The following is a 22481-nucleotide window of genomic DNA, read 5'->3' as shown; positions in this document are numbered from 1 at the left end:
GCGGGCCGGACGGGGCTCGGGACCAGGTGACGCGGGGCGGCGACGTACGCTGGACGGGTTCGCCCCCTCACCATCAGCGGAGCACCTTTCACGTGAACGACCAGCAGCGTCGACGTCCCGCCAAGCCCCATCGCCGCCCGCAGAAGGACCCGGTCCGGTTCCTCGCCTTCGAGGTTCTCCGGGCGGTCGACGAACGCGACGCCTACGCCAACCTCGTCCTGCCCCCGCTGCTGAAGAAGGCGCGGGCCAAGGGCGACTTCGAGGGCAGGGACGCGGCACTGGCGACCGAGCTGGTCTACGGGACCCTGCGCCGTCAGGGCACGTACGACGCGATCGTCGCCGCGTGCATCGACCGGCCGCTGCGCGAGGTCGACCCGCCGGTGCTCGACGTGCTCAACATGGGTGTCCACCAGCTGCTCGGCACCCGCATCCCGACCCACGCGGCCGTCTCGGCCAGCGTGGAGCTGGCGCGGGTGGTGCTGGGCGAGGGCCGCGCCAAGTTCGTCAACGCGGTGCTGCGCAAGGTCTCCGCCCACGACCTCGAGGCGTGGGTGGAGCGCGTCGCGCCCTCGTACGAGGAGGACGCGGAGGAGCACCTCTCGGTCGTCCACTCGCACCCCCGCTGGGTCGTCTCCGCCCTGTGGGACGCCCTGGGCGGCGGCCGCGCCGGGATCGAGGACCTGCTGGAGGCCGACAACGAGCGGCCCGAGGTGACCCTGGTGGCCCGCCCCGGCCGCTCGACCCCCGACGAACTGCTGGACGCCCTCGGCGAGGAGAGCGGCCTCCCGGGCCGCTGGTCGCCCTACGCCGTGCGGATGGCCGAGGGGGGCGAGCCGGGCGCCCTGGCCGCCGTCCGGGACGGCAGCGCCGGAGTGCAGGACGAGGGAAGCCAGCTCGTCGCCGCGGCCCTGGCCAACGCTCCCGTCGAGGGCGAGGACACCCGGTGGCTGGACGGCTGCGCCGGTCCGGGCGGCAAGGCCGCGCTGCTGGCCGCCCTCGCCGCAGGACGCGGCGCGACGCTGCTCGCCGCGGAGAAGCAGCCGCACCGCGCGCGGCTCGTCGAGCGGGCGCTGGCCGGCAACCCGGGTCCGTACCAGGTGATCACCGCCGACGGGACGCGGCCGCCCTGGCGGCCCGGTTCCTTCGACCGGGTCCTCATGGACGTACCCTGCTCCGGACTGGGCGCGCTGCGGCGGCGCCCGGAGTCCCGCTGGCGGCGGCGCCCGGCGGACCTGGAGAGCTTCGCCCCCCTGCAACGCGGCCTGCTCCGCGAGGCGTTGAAGGCCGTCCGGATCGGCGGGGTCGTCGGCTACGCGACCTGCTCGCCGCATCTCGCGGAGACCCGCGTCGTCGTCGAGGACGTGCTCAAGGGGCGCGGCGGAGCGCCCGCGGAGGCGGAGTGGATCGATGCCCGTCCGCTGCTCCCCGGTGTGCCCGCTCTGGGTGACGGACCCGACGTCCAGCTGTGGCCGCACCTGCACGGCACGGACGCGATGTACCTCGCGCTGCTGCGCCGTACGGCCTGACCGGGGGGAAAAGGGCGGGATTGCGCGAACCGTGATGATCCCGTGAGGCTTTGAGGCGCACCGGGGCGGGGAAGTGGCCCGGAGCATGGCAGGCTTGGGTGCATGGCCCAGATCAACCCCAGCATCCTGTCCGCCGACTTCGCCCGTCTCGCCGAGGAGGCGAAGGCCGTGGAAGGCGCCGACTGGCTCCATGTCGATGTCATGGACAATCACTTCGTGCCCAACCTGACGCTGGGCGTGCCCATCGTGGAGGCGCTGAGCAAGGCCACGGACACCCCGCTGGACTGCCATCTCATGATCGAGGACGCGGACCGCTGGGCACCGCAGTACGTCGAGGCCGGCGCGGGCTCGGTCACCTTCCACGCGGAGGCCGCCGCCGCGCCCGTGCGTCTGGCCCGGGAGATCAGGGCCAAGGGTGCCCGCGCCTCCATGGCGCTGAAGCCCGCGACGCCCATCGAGCCGTACGAGGACCTGCTCCCCGAGCTCGACATGCTGCTGATCATGACGGTGGAGCCTGGATTCGGGGGGCAGGCGTTCCTCGACATCATGCTGCCGAAGATCCGCCGCACCCGTGAGCTGATCTCGAAGCACGGCCTGGAGCTGTGGCTCCAGGTGGACGGCGGTGTCTCCGCCGCCACGATCGAGCGGTGCGCCGAGGCCGGCGCGGACGTCTTCGTCGCCGGCTCCGCGGTCTACGGCGCCGAGGACCCCGCCGAGGCGGTGCGGGCGCTCCGCGCGCAGGCCGACTCGGTCACGGCTTCGGCGTCCTGGGCATGCGGCCACTGAACCAAGCTGAGATGAACGCGGCCCGACGGGCCTGATCAAGGATCGCCGGATCTGACAGGATGGACGGCGTATCGAGCGTGTGAACAGCAGTGAGGAGATCGCGGTGTCTGGCATCTCGGCGGGTCGGTCAGCCATGCGGATGGGACCCGCGGAGCTGGTCCAGGCGGCGGCCATGGCCCGCCGGTTCTACCTTGAGGGAAAGTCGAAGATCCAGATCGCCGAGGAGTTCGGCGTCAGCCGCTTCAAGGTGGCCCGGGTTCTGGAGACCGCCCTCGAGCGTGATCTCGTACGGATCGAGATCCGGGTACCGGCGGAGCTGGACGCGGAGCGCTCCGACGCGCTCCGCGCCCGCTACGGCCTGCGGCACGCGGTCGTGGTCGAGTCCCCGGCGGAGGAGCAGGACGACGCGGCCGACCCGGAGAACCTGGGCGAGGTCGCTGCCGATCTGCTCGGCGAGCTGGTGAACGAGGGCGATGTGCTGGGGCTGGCCTGGGGCCGCTCCACCATCCACATGGCCGCCGCCCTCGACCGGCTGCCCCCGTGCACGGTCGTCCAGCTGACCGGGGTCTACGACGCGGGGACGGCCGAGCGCGGCTCGGTCGAGGCGGTCCGCCGCGCCGCGCAGGTGTCGGGCGGCGAGGCGCACCCCATCTACGCGCCGATGCTGCTCCCCGATCCGGCGACGGCGGCGGCGCTGCGCCACCAGACGGGCATCGCCCGCGCCTTCGAGTACTTCGACAAGGTGACGGTCGCCGCGGTCTCCATCGGTTCCTGGGAGCCCGGGATCTCCACCGTCCACGACATGCTCTCGGACGAGGAGCGGGCCCACTACGCCTCCCTGGGCGTGGCGGCGGAGATGTCCGCCCACCTCTTCGACACCGAGGGGCGCCGGGTCGGCCGGGACCTCGGCGAGCGCTGCATCACCGTGGAGGCCGACCGGCTGCGCCGGATCCCCGAGGTCGTGGCCATCGCCGGCGGACAGCGCAAGGCGGCCGCGATCGGCGCGGTGCTGCGTTCGGGCCTCGTCACCAGCCTGGTCACGGACACGGCGGCGGCCGACTACCTCCTGACGGAGTCCGCGGCGGGCCAGCGGCCCGCGCTGGAGCGGGCCGACCCCGACGACTGACACCGGCCACGACGACTGGCACCGGCCACGACGACTGGCACCGGCCACGACCCGACGAGGTCATGACGGAGGCCGGGCACCTGCGCGGTGCCCGGCCTCCGTCATGACCTCCTCAGCCCGGGCCGTGGCCCGCTCCCAGCCGCGCCTCGCCGCTGTCCCGCCGCACCGGGTCCGGGACCGGCGGGATGCCGCCGGAGCCGGGCCGCGGCGGACTCGCGCTCACGCCGAGGACGGACTCCTCCAGATACGCGTCCGGCTCCGCGTACTGGCTGACGTCCGCCGGGTTGTAGCGGGGCGTCTGACGTGACCAGTCGAGGTTTCCGCGCATCCAGCTGCGCATCCCGTCGAGATACGGCACCAGCAGTCCGGCGAGCTCGGGATAGAGGCGGAGCAGCTCGCCCTCGGCGGTGAGGAACCGTGTCGTCTCGGCGGCTATCTCCGCGCACACGTGCTCGAGCGCCTGCTGCTTGCCGTAGCCGCGGTGATGACGGACCAGGTGCACGAGGTTGTGGATCTCGCCCAGCACCTGTTCCTTCTCGTAGGAGTAGACGTCGTTCGCCCAGCACACGACGTTGCAGGAGGCTTCCAGCGCGGTGATGAACCGGGCGTCGTTGTGGACCGACTCGGGCGCCCCGACTCCGGCCACGATCTCTATCAGGTCCATGCACACGTGGATCGCCCCGGTGTGCCGTCGCCGGGCGATGTAGGTCTCCTCGGACGGCACGACACCGTCGGCCCGGTTCCCCGCCTCCCAGGTGGTGGCGGTCGTCAGGTACGTCATGAGGTGCCAGGTGAAGCGGGCGCGCCAGTGCGGGGAGGCCTGCGGGACCGTACGTTCCCACAGGTCCGCGAGGGCGACGAGTGCGGCGGGAGCCTCCTCGCCCGGCAGGGGGCCGGGGGCCCCGCCCTCGACCACGTCACGCATCCGCTCGACCACGTCGCGTACGCGTTCGGGGCTGCGGCCGAGGTGTCCGTCGTCGAGCTGGTCGTCGACGAGGAAGAGCCAGACGAACCAGTCGGCGACCAGGTCGAGGTGCTCGCCGTCCGCCGTGGGATAGACCATGCCCACGAAGGCGCCGAAGTCGGCCTGCTCGAAGCGTCGCCGCGCGGACGGGCGGTGGACCAGGCCGGTGTGCCGCGTCCATGTGTCGAGATGCTCGCGGGTGTGCTCCACATGCGGGTTGCTCCGTCGGGGGAACGGGCAGTAGATGTCGGGCAGTTCGCTCTCCACAGGCGGATCCCCATCCTCTCCGGCCAGACGCGCGACAGGTGTTCCCGGCCTTTCGGCGCTGCACCGCCTCCTGCGGGACGACCTGCGGATTTGAAGCTACCTGACCCCTCGTCACTCGGTCCAGGGATGGTGATCACGAAGGATCGAATCCTGTTCGGGTAGGGTCCCTGGGTAAGGCAGGTTTCCACTTGCCCCGCCCCCGGGCGGTTTCCTTGGAGGAACCGACGAACGCGGGGGCGTATCGCTGTGTCTTCGTGGAAGCGACCTGCACCGTTTCGTATGAAAAAATGAGTGTTATGCGTTTTCTTGAGCCCGGTACCGGTCGCTACACGACCTCTCCCTCGGTCCCTTACGACCTCACGTACGACGACGTCTTCATGGTCCCCGGCCGCTCCTCGGTCGGGTCCCGGCAGGCCGTGGATCTCTCCTCGCCGGACGGCAGCGGGACCACCATCCCGCTCGTGGTCGCGAACATGACGGCCATCGCGGGCCGCCGGATGGCGGAGACGATCGCCCGCCGCGGCGGCCTGGTCGTGATTCCCCAGGACATCCCGATCGACGTCGTCACCGAGGTCATCGGCTGGGTCAAGAAGCGCCACCTCGTCCTCGACACGCCGATCGTGCTGGCTCCCGGCCAGACGGTCGCCGACGCGCTGTCGCTGCTGCACAAGCGGGCCCACGGTGCGGGCGTCGTCGTCGACGCGGAGAACCGGCCCGTCGGTGTCGTCACCGACCACGACCTGACCGGCGTGGACCGCTTCACCCAGCTGTCCGAGGTCATGTCCAAGGACCTGGTCGTGCTCGACGCGGACATCGACCCGCGTGAAGCCTTCAACAAGCTCGACGGCGCCAACCGCAAGCTCGCTCCGGCGGTCGACGCGGACGGCCGCCTCGTCGGCATCCTCACCCGGAAGGCCGCGCTGCGCGCGACGCTCTACACCCCCGCGACGGACGCGGACGGCAAGCTGCGGATCGCCGCGGCCGTCGGCATCAACGGCGACGTGGCGGGCAAGGCCAAGCAGCTCCTGGACGCCGGTGCCGACGTGCTCGTCGTCGACACCGCCCACGGGCACCAGGAATCCATGATCAGCGCGGTGCGGGCCGTCCGGGCGCTCGACCCGCGGGTCCCGATCGTCGCGGGCAACATCGTCGCCGCCGAGGGCGTGCGTGACCTGATCGAGGCGGGCGCCGACATCATCAAGGTCGGTGTGGGACCCGGCGCGATGTGCACCACCCGGATGATGACCGGCGTCGGCAGGCCGCAGTTCTCGGCCGTGCTGGAGTGCGCCGCCGAGGCGAGGAAGCACGGCAAGCACGTCTGGGCCGACGGTGGCGTCCGCCACCCGCGTGACGTGGCTATGGCACTCGCCGCCGGCGCGTCCAACGTCATGATCGGTTCCTGGTTCGCCGGCACGTACGAGTCGCCGGGCGACCTCCAGCAGTCCGCCGACGGGCGTTACTACAAGGAGTCGTTCGGGATGGCGTCGGCGCGCGCGGTCAAGAACCGCACCTCCGAGGAGTCCGCCTACGACCGGGCCCGCAAGGCGCTCTTCGAGGAGGGCATCTCCACCTCGCGGATGTTCCTGGACCCCACCCGTCCCGGTGTGGAGGACCTGATCGACTCGATCATCGCGGGAGTCCGCTCCTCCTGCACCTACGCGGGTGCTTCCTCGCTGGAGGAGTTCGCCGAGAAGGCGATCGTCGGCGTGCAGAGCGCAGCGGGTTACGCGGAGGGCAAGCCGCTCCACGCCAGCTGGCAGTGACACCGCGGGCCGTACGGCCCCCTCGTCACAGGTGCCCCTCCCGGGCGTGCGCGCCGGGAGGGGCACTTCTGCGTGCGGACCCGACGTGGAGACCGGTGCCCGCGCTCATGGGGCGGGACCCGCGTGGAGCCCGTCAACTTGTAGGCCCTTCAACTTGGTTGAAGGATAAGTAATATGAGTCGCAATCAGCTGCCCGCCCCTCTGCGGTAAGGGATTCCATGCCTTCCTTCTTCACCGACCTGGCCCAGCAGTACATCGACGGCGAGTGGAGGCCGGGGAAGGGGGCCTGGGACATCATCGACTTCAACCCGTACAGCGGGGAGAAGCTCGCCTCGATCACCGTCGCGACGGCCGGTGAGGTCGACCAGGCGTACCGGGCCGCGGAGCGGGCGCAGCCCGGGTGGGCGGACACGAATCCGTACGCCCGGCGGACGGTGCTGGAGAAGGCGCTGCGCGTCGTCGAGGACCGCGAGGCCGAGATCGCCGAGGCGATCGTCGCGGAACTCGGCGGGACCCGCCTCAAGGCCGGCTTCGAGCTGCACCTGGCCAAGGAGTTCATGCGGGAGGCCATCCAGCTCACCCTGCGGTCCACCGGGCAGATCCTGCCCTCGCCCACCGAGGGCAAGGAGAACCGCGTCTACCGCCTGCCCGTCGGTGTCGTGGGTGTCATCAGCCCCTTCAACTTCCCCTTCCTGCTGTCGCTCAAGTCGGTCGCGCCCGCGCTGGCCCTCGGCAACGCCGTGGTCCTCAAGCCGCACCAGAACACGCCGGTCTGCGGCGGCACCCTCATCGCCAAGGTGTTCGAGGAGGCGGGGCTGCCCGCCGGGCTGCTCAACGTCGTGGTCACCGACATCGCGGAGATCGGCGACAGCCTGCTGGAACACCCTGTCCCGCAGGTCATCTCCTTCACCGGCTCGGACACCATCGGCCGCCACGTCGCGACGGTCTGCGCGGCCAACCTCAAGCGCGCGGTGCTCGAACTGGGCGGCAACAGCGCGCTGATCGTCCTTGACGACGCCGATGTGGACTACGCCGTCGACGCGGCCGTCTTCAGCCGCTACATCCACCAGGGCCAGGTCTGCATGGCCGCGAACCGCATCCTGGTGGACCGCTCGGTGGAGCGGGAGTTCACCGAGAAGTTCGTCGCCAAGGTCGCCTCCCTGCGCGTCGGGGACCCGGCGGACCCCGCGACCCACATCGGCCCGCTGATCAACTCCTCGCAGGCCGACGCGGTGTCCAAGCTCGTCGACGAGACGGTGGAGGCGGGCGCCACGGCACTGCTGCACGGCCGGGCCGACGGCAATGTGGTGAGCCCGTCCGTGCTGACCGGCCTCCCCGCCGACTCGCCCGTCCTGCAGCAGGAGATCTTCGGTCCGGTGGCCCTCCTCGTCCCCTTCGACGGCGAGGACGAGGCCGTCCGGATCGCCAACGACACCCCGTACGGGCTGAGCGGCGCGGTGCACACCGCCAACACCGAGCGCGGCGTACGCGTGGGACAGCGGATCCGCACCGGGATGATCCACATCAACGACGGCACCGTCCACGACGAGCCCATCGTGCCCTTCGGCGGGGAGAAGAACTCGGGGCTCGGGCGTCTCAACGGGGAGTCGATGCTCGAGGCCTTCACCACGCAGAAGTGGATCTCGGTCCAGTACGGGCGCTCGCAGTTCCCCTTCTGACCGGCCGCTCCCCGCGGCGGGCGCGTCCCCCGCGGCGCGCCCGTGGTCTACTTCGGGGGCGGCCCGTGCCGCCCCCGAACCCCACCGCCGCATAGATAGCGATCCGCCCGAAGTGCGCCTGAACGACCTCGACGAACGCATCGTCCACGCCCTCGCCGAAGACGCCCGCCGCTCCTACGCCGACATCGGCGCGCTCATCGGACTCTCCGCTCCCGCGGTGAAACGCCGGGTGGACCGGCTGCGCGCGGAGGGCGCGATCACGGGGTTCACCGTGCGGGTCGACCCGGCGGCGCTCGGCTGGGAGACCGAGGGGTTCATCGAGATCTACTGCAGCCGCAACACCGCCCCCGAGGCGATCAAGCGGGGCCTGGCCGCCTATCCGGAGATCGCGTCGGCCTCCACGGTGACCGGTGACGCTGACGCGATCGTGCAGGTCTTCGCGGCCGACATGCGGCACTTCGAGCAGGTGCTGGAACGCATCGCCGGCGAGCCGTACGTCGAGCGGACCAAATCGGTCCTCGTGCTCTCCCCGCTGCTGCGGCGGTACTCGCCGGCTCCGCCGGCCTGACCGGAGCCCGTCGCGGGAGCCGGGCCCCGCCGTCCACCCGGGCCGCGTCCCGGGGAGACCGAAATCACTCGCCTGACCTGCGAAGACGCCGTACGCAACGAATCGCCGCCCGATCCGCCTCCCACGCAACGGATCGACCGTGCACGCGCAACATCCGCGGCTTGTCGGCCCTGATCCCCGCGCCGTACCTTCGATACGTCTCCCCACCCCGCCCGTCCCGCCCGAGGTCAGCCATGCCGTCGTTGCGCACCGCCCTGCTCCAGAGCTCCGGACGGACCGGCTCCGTCGACGCCAACCTCGCCGCGCTCGACGAGGCCGCCGGGCGCGCCGCCGCAGCGGGTGCGCGACTGCTGGTCTGCCCGGAGCTGTACCTCACCGGATACGCCATCGGCGGGGCCGTCCCCGAGCTCGCGGAGTCCGCCGACGGTCCCTCCGCCCGCGCGGTCGCCGACATCTGCGCGCGCCACGGCCTCGCCGTCCACTACGGCTATCCGGAGCGGGCCGGCGAGGCGGTGTTCAACGCCGCGCAGCTCATCGGCCCCGACGGCACCGCGCTCGCCAACTACCGCAAGACCCACCTCTTCGGCGGCTTCGAGGAGGAGTGGTTCACCCCCGGGGACACGCCCGTGGTGCAGGCCGAGCTGGACGGCGTACGGGTGGGACTGCTCATCTGCTACGACGTCGAGTTCCCGGAGAACGTACGCGCGCACGCCCTGGCCGGCACCGATCTCCTGCTGGTCCCGACCGCGCTGATGCACCCGTTCCCCTTCGTCGCCGAAGCCGTCGTGCCGGTCCGCGCCTACGAGAGCCAGCTGTACATCGCGTACGTCAACAGGACCGGCCCGGAAGGCGGGTTCGACTTCACCGGGCTGAGCTGCCTGGCCGGCCCCGACGGCACGGTCCGCGCCCGCGCCGGGCGTGGCGAGGAGCTGCTCGTCGGTGAGGTCGACCCCGGCCTGCTCGTCACGTCGCGCGCCGCGAACCCGTACCTCCGGGACCGCGTCCCGGGCCTGTACGGCTCCCTGGTATGAGCACCCACCCCCTGATCCACGCTTCCCCGCAAGGAGTCCGTACCCCATGACGTCCACGGTGCCCACCGCCGTCCAGCACACCGACGCGCAGCCGCCGATCACCATGTTCGGGCCGGACTTCCCCTACGCCTACGACGACTTCCTGGCCCACCCGGCCGGGATCGGGCAGATACCGGCCACCGAGCACGGCACCGAGGTCGCCGTCATCGGGGGAGGGCTCTCCGGCATCATCACCGCGTACGAGCTCATGAAGATGGGCCTGAAGCCCGTCGTCTACGAGGCCGACCGGATCGGCGGACGGCTGCGCACCGTGGGCTTCGACGGCTGCGACCCGTCGCTCACCGCGGAGATGGGCGCCATGCGCTTCCCGCCGTCGTCCACGGCGCTCCAGCACTACATCGACCTGGTCGGCCTCCGGACCAAGGCGTTCCCCAACCCGCTCTCCCCGGCCACCCCGTCGACCGTCGTCGACCTCAAGGGGGAGTCCCACTACGCGCGGACCATCGACGACCTGCCACAGGTGTACCGCGAGGTGATGGACGCCTGGAACTCCTGCCTCGAGGAGGGCGCCGACTTCTCCGACATGAACCGCGCGATGCGCGAGCGCGACGTGCCGCGCATCCGCGAGATCTGGGCGAAGCTCGTCGAGAAGCTCGACGACCAGACCTTCTACGGCTTCCTCTGCGGCTCCGAGGCCTTCGCCTCCTTCCGGCACCGCGAGATCTTCGGACAGGTCGGCTTCGGTACCGGTGGCTGGGACACCGACTTCCCCAACTCGATCCTCGAGATCCTCCGTGTCGTCTACACCGAGGCGGACGACCACCACCGGGGGATCGTCGGCGGCAGCCAGCAGCTGCCGCTGCGCCTGTGGGACCGTGAACCGCAGAAGACCGTGCACTGGCCGCCCTGCACCTCGCTGTCCTCCCTGCACGGCGGGGAGCCGCGCCCCGCCGTGACCCGGCTCGACCGCACCGCCGGGAACCGCATCACCGTCACCGACGCCACCGGCGACATCCGCACCTTCAGGGCCGCGGTCTTCACCGGCCAGTCCTGGCTGCTGCTCTCCAAGATCGCCTGCGACGACGCGCTCTTCCCCATCGACCACTGGACGGCGATGGAGCGCACCCACTACATGGAGTCGTCCAAGCTGTTCGTCCCGGTCGACCGGCCGTTCTGGCTCGACAAGGACGAGGTGACCGGCAGGGACACCATGTCGATGACGCTCACCGACCGGATGACCCGCGGTACCTACCTCCTCGACGACGGGCCCGACAGGCCGGCCGTCATCTGCCTCTCCTACACCTGGTGCGACGACAGCCTGAAGTGGCTGCCGCTCTCCCCGAACGAGCGCATGGACGTCATGCTCAAGTCCCTCGGCGAGATCTATCCCGGTGTCGACATCCGCAAGCACGTCATCGGCAACCCGGTCACCGTCTCCTGGGAGAACGAGCCCTACTTCATGGGCGCGTTCAAGGCCAACCTGCCCGGCCACTACCGCTACCAGCGGCGCCTGTTCACCCACTTCATGCAGGACCGGCTGCCCGCCGACAAGCGCGGCCTGTTCCTCGCGGGCGACGACATCTCGTGGACGGCGGGCTGGGCCGAGGGCGCCGTGCAGACCGCGCTGAACGCCGTATGGGGCGTGATGGCGCAGTTCGGCGGCTCCACCGACCCGGCGAACCCCGGTCCGGGCGACGTCTTCGACTCGATCGCGCCGGTCGAGCTCCCGGAGGGCTGAGAGGGCGGCCGAGGAACGGCACACGGGACCGCCGGGGGCCGGGCGAAGCGTTTCAGCGGCACGGGGTGAGCAGGAAGCGCCCCACCAGGCCGGTCCCGGCATCCAGCCGTGCCCTGAACTCCTCGGCCAGGGGCGGCACTCCCCGCAGCCGCCACAGCATCCGGGCCGCCGACCACGACGCCTCACGGGCCCTCTCCAGGCTCCAGGCCCCCGCGAGGTGGGTGAGCGGATCGGCGACCTCCAGCAGATCGGGACCCGGCATCAGATCTTCGCGGATCTGCTCCTCCAGCAGGACGAGGAGATCGCCCACCCGGTCGAACTCCTCCTCCAGGTCCGCCGGAGCGCAGCCGAGCGTACGGCAGGTGTCCACGACGGCCAGTGCGAGATCGTGCCCGATGTGCGCGTTGATACCGGCCAGTGCGAACTGCAGCGGGCGTACGCCCGGATGGCGCCGGAACTGGAACAGGGGGCGCCAGCAGGCGGGCGGGCAGCCGCCCGAGCCGGCCGTGTCCACCGCCGTCAGATAGTGCTCGGCGAACCGCACGTCCAGCGCGGACACGGCCTCCGGTCCGGGAAGGCGCCGTCGGTGATGTGCCGGCGCAGGGTCTCCGTGACCGTCAGATAGACCTGGTTGAAGACCGCGACGCCGTCCCCGGGCGGCCAGCCGGAGCGGAAAGCACGCATCCGCTCGATCACCGCGCCGACATCGGTCACCGTGCCGGCCGCGCCGGCCGGACTTGCGAACTGCTCGATCCGGTCCATGCGGGCAGCGTCCCAGCCATAGGCTCGCCACGGCGCCGACGGGCCGGAGACTTCATCGGAACGGACGAACACCGGGCGCCGGGGGAGGGGACCAGGGGTGTCGGGCGTACGCGCGGGGGACAGGGCCGAGGTGAGGCGCGGGAGGCGCGCCGCACGCCGCCACGCCATGGCGGCGCTGGCCACCGCCGTCGTGGCCGCCGGTGCGGCGACGGGGGTGCTGGCGGCCGCCGCGGAGGACGGCGAGCGCACGACCGCCCGCCCGGACACGAGTGCCTCCACGGTCCTGGAACCGCTGCCCGCCGTACCCTCCCCGTCGGTGTCGCCACCGGCCTCCGTGACCGCGTCGCCGTCCCCGGGCGCCACCCGCGGAGCGAGCAGGAGCCCGGCCCCGGCCGTGTCACCGGCGCGGCCGTCCGGGCCCGCAGTGTCCGCCGGGCTCTACCGCCATCCGCGGTCCCAGGTCCTGGACTGGGTCGGTGCCCACCGGGGCGACCCGCGCCGCCCGCTGATCGAGTCCAGGATCGCGGCGCAGCCCGCCGCGGTCTGGTTCCCCGCGTACAACCCGGGTGCCGTGACCGGACAGGTCCGGGGTGTGACGGCCGCCGCGGCAGCCGCGGGCCGCACGCCCGTGCTCGTGCCGTACGCCATCCCCGACCGGGACTGCGGCGGGGCCTCCGAGGGAGGCGCGCCCGGCCTGGACGCCTACGACGCGTGGATGGAGGACTTCGCCGCGGGGCTCGGCGGCGGCCCGGTCATCGTCATCCTGGAACCGGACGCCATCGCCCTGTCCGACTGCCTCACGGCCGGGCAGCGGGCCGACCGCTTCGCTTCACTGGCCCGCGCGGGCCGCACCCTGCACAGGGCGAACCCGCGGGCCAGGGTCTACTTCGACGGAGGGCACTCCGGCTGGCACGGTCCGGCGAAGCAGGCCGCCGCGCTCCGCGAGGCGGGAGCCGCGACGGGCGGCGACGGCATCTTCACCAACGTGTCCAACTTCCACGGCACGGCCGACGAGACGGCGTACGCCCGCCGGGTGCTCTCGGCCCTCGGCGGACCGCCCGGTCTGGGTGCCGTGATCGACACCAGCCGCAACGGCAACGGAGCACCTGAGGCCGGCGAGTGGTGCGACCCGGCGGGCCGGGCGCTCGGCAGGACCCCGACGACGGACACCGGTCTGCCCGGCATCGACGCGTACCTCTGGGTGAAGCTGCCGGGGGAGTCCGACGGCTGCAAGGGGTCGGCCGGTTCGTTCACCCCGGACTACGCCTACGAGCTCGCCACGGGCTGAGCGGTGCCGCCGGGGCGAGCGGGCCCGGAGAGGTCCGGTCGCCCCGGCGGGGCGGGACGGGTGACCGCGGAGTGGGGCCGAACCGTGGCCGGCATCGAACGGTGCCACCGCGAGCGGAGCGCTTCGGGGGTGGAGTTCCGGAGCACGGAGTCCCCGGCCTCGCCGATCGACCAGGGCGGAGCTCCGCTGCTCCCCGCGTGATCCGGACGGCCGTCCCGTCGAGGCCGGTCAGGGCGCGGGACCGCCGCGGGGAATCCTCGCCGGCCGGCCCGGGGGTTCCGGCTGAGACAGCTGTCAGGCATCCCTGCCGGCGGCTTCTCGCCGTACCGCGACGCGCCCGGGTCCGGCGTGGAGCGTCACGATCCAGGACGGTGTGGCGTATGTGACTGGATGCCAGCTTTCAGGCCAGAGTTGTCGCTTTCTGGACGGAAGCACTGGTTTTTCTTTACATAGGTGTCAGCGCCAATCAAAAATGACCGGAGAGCTGACGTCCGTTTCATTGCTCGGTGCGGCTGAGTACACCGCTGACGTTCAGAACCTCGTGGCATCCCTGCGCTTTGCGGCCGGTGGCCGGAGTGCCCGGCTCGGAACAGGTCACTTCGATGGTCACGGTGTCGTTCGCGGGGATTTTGATGGGGGTGACCCAGTGGTAGTCCTGGTTGCGGAAGGTCTCCAGGGCGATCGTGGTGATCTTGCGGTCACCGAAGCTGATCGTCATCACCCCTTCGTCACCCTGGAAGTTGGCGACGACGATGTCCGTGACACCGAAGACGCTCTTCTCGGGCACCTTGTAGGTACCGGTCTCGGTCTGCCCGCCGGAGGTCTTGAGGTCGATGGTCGCCGAACTCTGCTGACCGCCCCCGGCCGAGATGCCGTCACCGCCCTCTCCGGGCCCCTGCCCCTGGCCTTGGCCCTGCCCCTGACCCGATCCCGGGCCGGTGGGCGAGGTGCTCGCGCCGCCGGAACCGCCGCCCGGCGTCTCCCCCTCGCCGCCCTGCTCTCCGGCGGGCGCGGGGCGCGGCTGGACCACCTGGGTGGCCGCCTCCTTCGCGGCGCTGCGCACCGCCGGGCGGACCAGCGCGAACCAGGCGAGCAGCAGCGCGAGCAGCGCCGCGAGCACGATGAGCAGCCACTTCGGGAAGACGGGGATCTGGACGAACTCCGCGTCCAGCGACGACCGGACGGCGCTCTCGTCGGTCCCGGCCTCGTCCTGCTCACCGGTCTCGGTGGTGGTCAGCGTGAACGGCCACACCACCGGGGAGCCGAACCAGACGGGCTTGCCCGTCCGGACCCGCAGCCCGACCTCGACCGACTCGCCGGGCTCCAGCTTCGGCCCGGCCGGGTTGAAGGCGAACGCCAGCTCCTCACCCGCCTGACCGGCGGTGAAGCCCGCCTGCACCGGGGTGTTGCCCTCGTTGCGCACGGCCAGCCGGTAGCGGCCGCGCAGCCAGCCGCGGCGACGGCGTGGCTGCACCTCGGTGCGCAGTTCGTGGAACTCCTCCACGTGCACGGTGGTCTCGGGAACCCGTACCGCGTCGGGATGCTCGGTGGGCAGGACCCGTACCGCGAGGGGCATCTCGCCGGCCCGGACATCCGGGGAGCGCGGAGGATCCAGACGGATCGTCACCGTCTCGGAGGTGCCGGGGTAGAGGGAGACCCGCGCGGGTTCCACGGTGGTCCAGGAAGCGCAGTCCCCGACGACCTCAAGGCTGTAGGCCTCGACGATGTCGCTGTCGTTGCGGACCGTCAGGCTGGTCGTGGCGGTGCCGCCCGGGGTCACTGTCACGACAGGGATGTCGAGTCCGGGCGCACCGGGGCCGGAAGAGGCTGGAGGAGGCGTCACACCGCCACGCTAGAGACCCCCGCCCGGGTGTGCCGAGGGGCGGGAGGGCAAGACCCGGGCAGTCGTGGTGCCCGCGACGTCACCGCCGGCCCGCCCGTGGAGGTGGGTGGTTGATGTCACCCGACGACGCCCGCGCGCCGCCTTCCGGTGTTTCTCCCGCCCCTGCGATCCTCCCCCACGAATTCATGAACAGGTAACCCTCATGTCCTGCCCAGAGGAGAACACTCAGGCCATGCCTGCCTCCACGTCCCATGTGCCCGCCGCCGCCGTCGGTTCCGGGCACCGGATCCCGCCCACCGGAGGGACGGAACGGGTGACCGTCGCCGTCTACGCCGCCGATCCGATCCTGCGCGTCGGCGTCGTCCAGCAGTTACGCCAGCGTCCCGAGATCGACCTGCTGGCCGACGCCGACGCGGAGACCGCCCAGGTGTCGCTGGTTGTGGTGGACCACGTCGAGGACGACGTCGCCGCCCTGCTGCACCGGCTCCGGCTCAACTCCGCCACCCGCGTGGCGCTCGTGGTCGCCACCCTCGGCTCCGGCGCGCTGCAACGTGTCATCGAGTGCGGCGTCCCGGCGGTGCTGCGGCGCGCCGACGCCGACCAGAACCGGCTCGTCCACCTGGTCCTCGCGACGGCCAACGGTGAGGGGGTGCTTCCGGGCGACCTGCTCGGCAAGCTGCTCGCCCACGTCGGGAGCCTCCAGCGCTCGGCGCTGGATCCGCATGGCCTGTCCCTGTCCACGCTGACCACACGGGAGGCGGACATGCTGCGGCTGGTGTCGGAGGGACTGGACACCGCCGAGATAGCCCGCAAGACCGCCTACTCGGAACGGACCGTGAAGAACGTCCTGCACGAGATCACCAACCGCCTCCAACTGCGCAACCGGGCCCATGCGGTGGGCTACGCGCTGCGGAACGGGCTCATCTGACGACAGCCGGGTACCCCGGTGCTGCCCGAAAGCACACCGGGACCTTCCCCCGGGTACGGCCCCGCCGCCCTGCCGCGCCGCGCGCGGCCGTCGCATGGTGGCAGGGGCACATCCGCGTGCCGCACGGACCGCGAGGGGGACTCCATGGGAACCGCTGGCCGAGGCGGTCGGTACCGCCCAGGGAGACTCGGCACGTCGTTGCTGCTGCTGGTCCCGCTGCTCGGGGTGACGGCGGCCTCCGGGCAGAGCGACGCAGAATCCGCGCCACGGGCCGCGGACGACACCCCGGTCACCCGGATCGCGTACGCCGGCACCCGGCACCGCAGTCTCGGCGAGGTGGCCACCACGACCTCCAGCACCCCGCTGTTCGGCGAGGGCGCGGCCCACCAGGACGTCCAGCCGTCCGCCCTCGGTGACCGGATGGTCTTCGCGAGCCTGCGCGACGAGGCGACCCCCCAGATCTACCTCCGGTCGGCGGACGGTTCCGTGACGCGGCTGACCGAGGGAATGGACGCCGAGCACCCCCGGCTGACCCCGGACGGCGCCTCCGTGGTGTTCGACGCCGCCGGGTCCGGCGGCCCCGGCGGCGGGACACAGCGCGACCTGTGGCGGGTGCGCCTCGACGGCTCTCCTCCGACCCGGCTGACCGACACCCCCGCGAACGAGGAGAGCCCGACCGTCTCGCCCGACGGGCAGCGGCTGGCGTACGCGAGTGACGGCGACGCGGCGGCCGGGGAGCAGATCTACGTACGGCCCCTGAACGGCGGCGCCGCCAACCGCGTCACCTCCCCGGCGAACGGGACGGCCGGCGAACCGGCGTGGAACCCGGTGGACGACGACGAGAACCGGGACTGGATCGCGTACACCGCCACGACCACCGTCGACGGGCGGAGCGTGCCCCGGCTTCGGGTGACGAACGCGAACGGCACCGGTGACGAGCCGCTCCTCGGGGGCGATCGGGCGCAGTGGCGTGCCCACGGGGCAGCGTGGCTGCCCGACGGGGACCAGGTGCTGTTCCTGAGCCCCGAGATCACGTGTGAGTGCGAGGGCGACTGGGACCACGTGTTCAGGGCGACCGCCCACGACGCCGGCCAGGTTCCCCCGCTCGTGCTGAACGAGGACCGGGAGGTCTCCTCGGTCACCTGGTCCGGTCCGCTCGACGGCGGCGGCGCGGTGGTCGAGCGCACCTCGGCGCCGGCCCCCGACAAGGAGCACTCCGGCGCTCACGTGGTGACGCTCCAGGACATCCGGGCGGACGGGGCCGATCCCCGGGACCTGGGGGTGCCGATCCTCAACGAGGATCCGGCAGCCGACACCAACACCGATCCCGCCAAGGACCCGCTGTTCGAGCCCGCGGCCGGGTACGACCCTTGGACCGAGCGGCAGAGCTACACCCCCGACGGCCGCCGGATCGTGCTGACGCGCTTCGAGGACGGCCCCCAGGGCCGGATCGAGCGGATATGGACCGCCGACGCAGACGGGACGAACGCCCGGCCCATGCCGCTCACGGAGCGCGGTGAGACGGACCGGGACACCGACCCCACCTTCTCCCCGGACGGCAGGTACCTCGCCTTCACCCGGACGTCACCGGGCGCCGGTCCCAGCCGCATCCTCATCGCGGACGCGGCCGACGGCGAGATCACCGGGCGTATCACCCCGCCGGCCGGGCGGCAGACGGGCGTCGACGCCCAGCCCACCTGGTCCTCCGACGGCACAACCCTCGCGTTCACCCGCACCGAGGTGATCGACGGCAACGGCGGCAACAAGCACATCTGGACCGTGCCCCTCGACAGCCTGGGCCGGCAGCACGACCTGAGCGCCGAGAACTGCCCCGGCGCCTGCGAGGTCATCGACGACAGCCCGGCGTTCTCGCCGGACGGCACCACCATCGCCTTCAACCGCAAGAGCGGCGGCGGCCGGGCCGACCAGGGCGGCGGCATCCTGCTCACCTCCCTCACGGGCGACGACTGCCGGGTGCTGACGCCCGCCACGGCCCTCGACCTGCCCGGGGCCTGCGGCCGGCAGCTGCCGGACCCCCCGGCCACCGGCCCGTTCCAGCCGCGGGACGCCGCCTGGACGGCCGACGGCAAGAGCCTGGTGATCAGCTCGCGGGCCGAGGCGGCGATCAACAGCCCGGAGCAGCTGGGCGTGCTGGACGTGGACTCCGGCGGCCTCACCCCGCTCACCGGTGCGCTCCCCGGCCGGCAGAAGGAGCCCAGCGTCCAGCAGTCCGTCGACCTCGCCGTCGACGCGCCCGGCACCACCCCCGAGGTCACGGTCGGCACGTCCACCACCGTCCGCGTCGGCCTGGTGAACAACGGCCCCGCCGCTTCCCCGGGCACCACCCTGACCATCGCCCCGCCGGCCGGTGTCCAGGTCACCGAGGTGACCCACCCCGGCGACACCTGCGACGCCGCCACCCTCCAGTGCGACGTCGGCGTGGTGGAGCCAGGCACCACCGTCACGGTGAACGTCACCCTCACCGGCCTCACCACCGGCGACCAGCCCGTCGACTGGTCGGTCACCGGCACCGTCATCGATCCGGAGCCCAGCGACAACGCCGGCCGGACCGTGGTCCCGGTGGGCGAGGCGGCACCGACCCCGACCCCGACCCCGCCGACCCCGACCCCGACCCCGGAACCACCGTCGCCTTCCCCGGACCCGCCCACCCCGCCCACCCCGGACCCGCCGGCCCCGACGCCCACCGTGCCCGCCGAGCCACCGGCACCCGACGCCGGACCCGGCGTGCGGGTCACCGCCCAGCCCAACCCGGGATACGTCGGCGGACGCGTCGTGGTGACCTACACCGTCCGCAACGGCCGCAACGCGCTCGCGACCGGGCTGCGGCTGCGCATCGGCCTGCCCCGGGGCATCCCGGACAACGGGCGGCCGCCAGGCTGCGACAGCTCGTGGGTGTGCGCGCTGCCGGACCTGAAGCCGCGCGCGAGCACCGTCGTACGGGTCGTCCTCAGCCCGGACAAGGCGATGACCGGCAGTGTCACGGGTGAGCTCACCACGACCGGCACCGACGCCGACAGGGGCGACAACACCGCACGGCAGCGGCTGCGCATCCTCCAGCCGCGTATCGTCGCGGTGCCGGACATCGGCAAGCCCGGCTTCGTCACCTCCGTGCGCGGCAAGGACTTCCCGCCGGGAGCGCCGGTGCGGTTCAGCTGGAAGCCGGGGATCACCGCGGCGGCGGCGCCGACCGTCCCCCTCCCGGACGGCACCTTCATCGGCCAGCTGCTCATCCTCGCCAAGGACCAGACCGGACCGCGCGTCATCACCGCCAGGGGCCGCGGGTTCTCGCCGGTGAAGACCGACTTCCTGGTGGTCAGCGGCACCTTCCAGCCGCCGGGCGAGGTGACCCGCCGGTGATCCACGAAGTCGACGAGGGCCTGCGCCGGCTGCTCGGCGAGTCCGGCCTGGAGGCGGCGGGCGTCGAGGTGGCCTTCGACGCCCCCACCCGGGACTGGGCGGCACGCCGCAGCGCCCCCACCGTCTGCGTCTTCCTCTACGACATCCGGGAGGACGCCACCCGGCGCGGCAGCGGCGCCGGGGAGGTCTACGACGCCGACGGGTATCTGGTGGCACGGCGCACCCCGCCGCGCTGGTTCGAGCTGACATACCTGGTCACGGCGTGGGCGAGCCGCCCGCAGGACGAACACCGGCTGCTCTCCCAGGTGCTGGCGACCCTGATCGGCGCCGACACCCTGCCCGCCCGGCTGCTCACCGGCACGCTCGCCGACCTCGGTCTGACGGTGGGAATGGACGCCGGCGGGGCCGGGCTCGACGCTCCCGCCGCCGCCGACGTGTGGTCGGCGCTCGGCGGCGAGCTGAAAGCGTCCTTCCAGGTCCGGGTGAAGGCGCCGCTCGCCGGTGTGACCAGCGTGACGGCGCCGCCGGTCACCGAGGGTCTCGTCGTGCGCACCGCCACCAGGAGCGAGGGAGCGGAGGCGACGCCCGGCCGCCGCCTGCGCTACGCGGAGGCCACCGACCCGGGCCCGGACGGCGGCCTCGCGGGCCCGCGCGAACGGGGCCCCGCCCCCGCCCGCCGCCGCCACCGAGGAGACCGCCAGCCGTGACACACACCGTCGAACCCGTCGCCGCCGCCGACCGGGTGTCCGTCGACGCCGGATCCGTGGCCACCGGCGTGGATTCCCTGTGGGACCGGCTCCGGCTGGTCGAGGACCGGGTGCGGCACGCCGTCGCCGTCCGGCGCGCCGCCGACCCCGACCCCGACGACCCGTACCGAGGCCAGTACCTCACCCCCGACGCCGTCGCCCGCATCCTGGACGAGCATGGCGGACTCGGCGTGCCCGGCCACGAGCCGTGGCAGCCGGCCGCCGGTTCCGTGCTCGACGGACTCGCCCGGCGGTTCGGCCTGTCCCCGCTGGACCTGGACCTGCTCCTGGTCGCGGTGGCACCGGACCTCGACGCACGGTTCGAGCGGCTCTACGGCTTCCTCAACGACGACCTGACCCGGCGTCGCCCCACGGTCGGGCTCGCCCTGGAGCTGTGCGGGCTGGCCGGGGCGGCGTCCGCCCGGTTCCGGCTCGCTCCCGGAGCGCCGCTGGTCGAGGGCGGCCTGGTGGAGGTCACCGAGCCCGAACGGCCGCCGCTGTCGCGGGTGCTGGCTGTGCCTGACCGGGTCACCGGGCACCTGCTCGGCAGCGCCCTGCCCGACTCCAGACTCGCCGGGGTGCTCGGCGAGGCCCGTGAGGACCCGACCGCCGAGCCGGCGGTGGTCCGGCGGACGGCGGCCGCGGCCGGCACCGGCGTCGGCCTCGTCCATCTGCGCAGCCGAGGTGGCGACGCGGCAGGGCTGGCCACCGCCGCCCTGGACACGGCCGGCCTGCGCCCACTCGTCCTGGACGCGGTGGCGCTCGCCCGCCGCCCCGGTGACGTACCGGAACTCGCCAGGATCGCCGCCCTCGAAGCTCGTCTGACCGGCGCCGGAGTCGTCCTCGGCCCCTTGGAGGCGCTACCCGGGGAACCCGCCGAACGGGCCCGCACGCTCGGGGCGTTGTGCGCGGCGTTGCGGGGCACCCCCCTGTTCACGCACGGCACGGTCGGCTGGGCCCCGGAGTGGGCGGCCGACACCCCCGTCGTCCTGATCGTGCCGGCGCCCTCGCCCGAACGGCAGGCCGCACGCTGGCGGTACGCCCTCGACGATGCCGCAGGCCAGGGCATGGTGACCGGTGACGTGGCGGCGCTCGCCGAGGCCGTGGCCGCACACCGCCTGGACTCCGGGCAGTTGCACCGTGCCGCCGACGTGGCGGTGCGCACGGCCGCCCTCGACGGCCGCCCGGTCCGCCCCGACGACCTGCGCACCGCCGTACGCGCTCAGAACGGCGCGGGGCTCGACCGGCTCGCCCGCCGGGTGGAGCCGGGCGTCGGCTGGGACGACCTGGTGCTGCCGCCCACCACGGAGCGGCGGCTGCGCGAACTCGCGCTGCGTGCCCGTCACCGCGAGCAGGTGCTCGGGCAGTGGGGGATGCGGCCCGGCGGCGGCCGGGGGCGAGGGGTGATCGCGCTGTTCGCCGGCGAGTCGGGCACCGGCAAGACCATGTCCGCCGAGGTCGTCGCCGCAGACCTGGGCATGGACCTGTACGTGGTGGACCTGTCCACGGTCGTGGACAAGTACATCGGGGAGACCGAGAAGAACCTGGAGCGGATCTTCACCGAGGCCTCCGCGGTCAACGCGGTGCTGCTCTTCGACGAGGCCGACGCGATCTTCGGCAAGCGCTCGGAGGTGAAGGGCGCGAACGACCGGCACGCCAACATCGAGTCGGCATATCTCCTGCAGCGCATGGAGTCGTTCGACGGCATCGCGGTGCTGACCACCAACCTGCGGGCCAACCTGGACGAGGCGTTCACCCGGCGCCTCGACGTGGTGGCCGACTTCCCCGTGCCCGACTCGGGTCAGCGGCTCGCCTTGTGGGAGCGGTGCCTGGGCGACCGCCTGCCCCGTGCCGACGACCTGGACCTCGCCTTCTGCGCCGACCGTTTCGAGCTCGCCGGCGGCTCCATCCGCGCCTGCGCGGTGACCGCGGCCTACCTGGCCGCGGAGTCCACCGGCCCGCTCACCATGAGGCAACTGGTGACGGCGGTCGCCCAGGAGTACCGCAAGCTGGGGCGGCTGGTCCTGGAGGGGGAGTTCGGTCCGTACCTGGACGCGGCCGCCGCGGCGTGAACCGCGGCTGCCCGAA

General features: G+C 72.7%; 15 protein-coding genes and 1 pseudogene. 13 read left to right on the top strand and 3 right to left on the bottom strand.

Annotated elements, in window-relative coordinates; genetic code table 11:
• Positions 1-92: 92 nt before the first annotated feature.
• From ACIRJR_RS21565 to ACIRJR_RS21555, 3 genes are all read left to right on the top strand, one after another.
• A complete protein-coding gene (locus ACIRJR_RS21565) occupies positions 93-1526 on the top strand; it encodes an RsmB/NOP family class I SAM-dependent RNA methyltransferase (RefSeq protein WP_403783164.1) in 1434 nt (477 codons plus the stop codon).
• Between the two features lie 102 nt (positions 1527-1628).
• On the top strand, positions 1629-2312 hold the full coding sequence (gene rpe / locus ACIRJR_RS21560) for a ribulose-phosphate 3-epimerase (protein WP_403783161.1): 684 nt from the start codon (positions 1629-1631) through the stop codon (positions 2310-2312).
• Between the two features lie 139 nt (positions 2313-2451).
• A complete protein-coding gene (locus tag ACIRJR_RS21555) occupies positions 2452-3438 on the top strand; it encodes a sugar-binding transcriptional regulator (RefSeq protein ID WP_403783643.1) in 987 nt (328 codons plus the stop codon).
• Between the two features lie 112 nt (positions 3439-3550).
• On the opposite strand, the gene ACIRJR_RS21550 is transcribed toward ACIRJR_RS21555, so the two are convergent.
• Positions 3551-4669, bottom strand: a complete 1119-nt coding sequence (locus tag ACIRJR_RS21550) for a terpene cyclase (protein WP_403783158.1) — start codon at positions 4667-4669, stop codon at positions 3551-3553.
• A gap of 296 nt (positions 4670-4965) precedes the next feature.
• On the opposite strand from ACIRJR_RS21550, the gene ACIRJR_RS21545 reads away from it, so the two are divergent.
• From ACIRJR_RS21545 to ACIRJR_RS21525, 5 genes are all read left to right on the top strand, one after another.
• The gene (locus ACIRJR_RS21545; RefSeq protein WP_403783154.1) at positions 4966-6432 is read left to right on the top strand and encodes a GuaB1 family IMP dehydrogenase-related protein; all 1467 of its coding nucleotides are present in this window, start codon (positions 4966-4968) and stop codon (positions 6430-6432) included.
• Positions 6433-6650: 218 nt separating this feature from the next.
• Positions 6651-8111 (top strand): aldehyde dehydrogenase family protein, encoded by a 1461-nt coding sequence (locus ACIRJR_RS21540; protein ID WP_403783151.1) that lies wholly within the window; start codon positions 6651-6653, stop codon positions 8109-8111.
• 112 nt (positions 8112-8223) lie between these two features.
• Complete coding sequence (locus tag ACIRJR_RS21535) at positions 8224-8679, top strand: Lrp/AsnC family transcriptional regulator (RefSeq protein WP_403783148.1); 456 nt, start codon at positions 8224-8226, stop codon at positions 8677-8679.
• Between the two features lie 233 nt (positions 8680-8912).
• Positions 8913-9710, top strand: a complete 798-nt coding sequence (locus ACIRJR_RS21530) for a carbon-nitrogen hydrolase family protein (RefSeq protein ID WP_403783145.1) — start codon at positions 8913-8915, stop codon at positions 9708-9710.
• 46 nt (positions 9711-9756) lie between these two features.
• Positions 9757-11448 carry a flavin monoamine oxidase family protein gene (locus ACIRJR_RS21525; RefSeq protein ID WP_403783142.1) on the top strand — a complete coding sequence of 564 codons (1692 nt, stop codon included), beginning with the start codon at positions 9757-9759 and terminating at the stop codon, positions 11446-11448.
• Positions 11449-11500: 52 nt separating this feature from the next.
• On the opposite strand, the pseudogene ACIRJR_RS21520 reads toward ACIRJR_RS21525, so the two are convergent.
• Positions 11501-12210 (bottom strand): annotated as a pseudogene (locus tag ACIRJR_RS21520) (DUF5995 family protein).
• 97 nt (positions 12211-12307) lie between these two features.
• On the opposite strand from ACIRJR_RS21520, the gene ACIRJR_RS21515 reads away from it, so the two are divergent.
• A complete protein-coding gene (locus tag ACIRJR_RS21515) occupies positions 12308-13498 on the top strand; it encodes a glycoside hydrolase family 6 protein (protein WP_403783139.1) in 1191 nt (396 codons plus the stop codon).
• Positions 13499-13994: 496 nt separating this feature from the next.
• On the opposite strand, the gene ACIRJR_RS21510 is transcribed toward ACIRJR_RS21515, so the two are convergent.
• A complete protein-coding gene (locus ACIRJR_RS21510; protein WP_403783136.1) occupies positions 13995-15284 on the bottom strand; it encodes a hydrolytic protein in 1290 nt (429 codons plus the stop codon).
• 289 nt (positions 15285-15573) lie between these two features.
• Between ACIRJR_RS21510 and ACIRJR_RS21505 the strand changes: the two genes are divergently transcribed.
• The 4 genes from ACIRJR_RS21505 (at position 15574) to ACIRJR_RS21490 (ending at position 22465) form a co-directional block, all read left to right on the top strand.
• The gene (locus ACIRJR_RS21505; protein WP_403783133.1) at positions 15574-16269 is read left to right on the top strand and encodes a response regulator transcription factor; all 696 of its coding nucleotides are present in this window, start codon (positions 15574-15576) and stop codon (positions 16267-16269) included.
• Between the two features lie 144 nt (positions 16270-16413).
• Complete coding sequence (locus tag ACIRJR_RS21500; RefSeq protein WP_403783131.1) at positions 16414-19647, top strand: hypothetical protein; 3234 nt, start codon at positions 16414-16416, stop codon at positions 19645-19647.
• Entirely contained in the window at positions 19644-20354 is a 711-nt protein-coding gene (locus tag ACIRJR_RS21495; protein ID WP_403783128.1) for a DUF4255 domain-containing protein, read from the top strand. The genes ACIRJR_RS21500 and ACIRJR_RS21495 overlap by 4 nt, the downstream gene beginning before the upstream one ends.
• Positions 20351-22465 (top strand): ATP-binding protein, encoded by a 2115-nt coding sequence (locus ACIRJR_RS21490; protein ID WP_403783125.1) that lies wholly within the window; start codon positions 20351-20353, stop codon positions 22463-22465. Before ACIRJR_RS21495 ends, ACIRJR_RS21490 begins: the two co-directional genes overlap by 4 nt.
• Positions 22466-22481: the final 16 nt, after the last annotated feature.

Source organism: Streptomyces sp. NPDC102402, assembly GCF_044765765.1.
GTDB lineage: Bacteria > Actinomycetota > Actinomycetes > Streptomycetales > Streptomycetaceae > Streptomyces.
Note: the sequence above shows the minus strand (reverse complement) of the source record. Positions and strands in the feature narration are given on the sequence as shown.

Bases quoted from the DNA above. Each gene is read 5' to 3' on its own strand.
- rpe (WP_403783161.1), top strand. From the start codon at position 1,629: ATGGCCCAGATCAACCCCAGCATCCTGTCCGCCGACTTCGCCCGTCTC.
- ACIRJR_RS21555 (WP_403783643.1), top strand. From the start codon at position 2,452: ATGGGACCCGCGGAGCTGGTCCAGGCGGCGGCCATGGCCCGCCGGTTC.
- ACIRJR_RS21545 (WP_403783154.1), top strand. From the start codon at position 4,966: ATGCGTTTTCTTGAGCCCGGTACCGGTCGCTACACGACCTCTCCCTCG.
- ACIRJR_RS21540 (WP_403783151.1), top strand. From the start codon at position 6,651: ATGCCTTCCTTCTTCACCGACCTGGCCCAGCAGTACATCGACGGCGAG.
- ACIRJR_RS21530 (WP_403783145.1), top strand. From the start codon at position 8,913: ATGCCGTCGTTGCGCACCGCCCTGCTCCAGAGCTCCGGACGGACCGGC.
- ACIRJR_RS21525 (WP_403783142.1), top strand. From the start codon at position 9,757: ATGACGTCCACGGTGCCCACCGCCGTCCAGCACACCGACGCGCAGCCG.
- ACIRJR_RS21505 (WP_403783133.1), top strand. From the start codon at position 15,574: ATGCCTGCCTCCACGTCCCATGTGCCCGCCGCCGCCGTCGGTTCCGGG.
- ACIRJR_RS21500 (WP_403783131.1), top strand. From the start codon at position 16,414: ATGGGAACCGCTGGCCGAGGCGGTCGGTACCGCCCAGGGAGACTCGGC.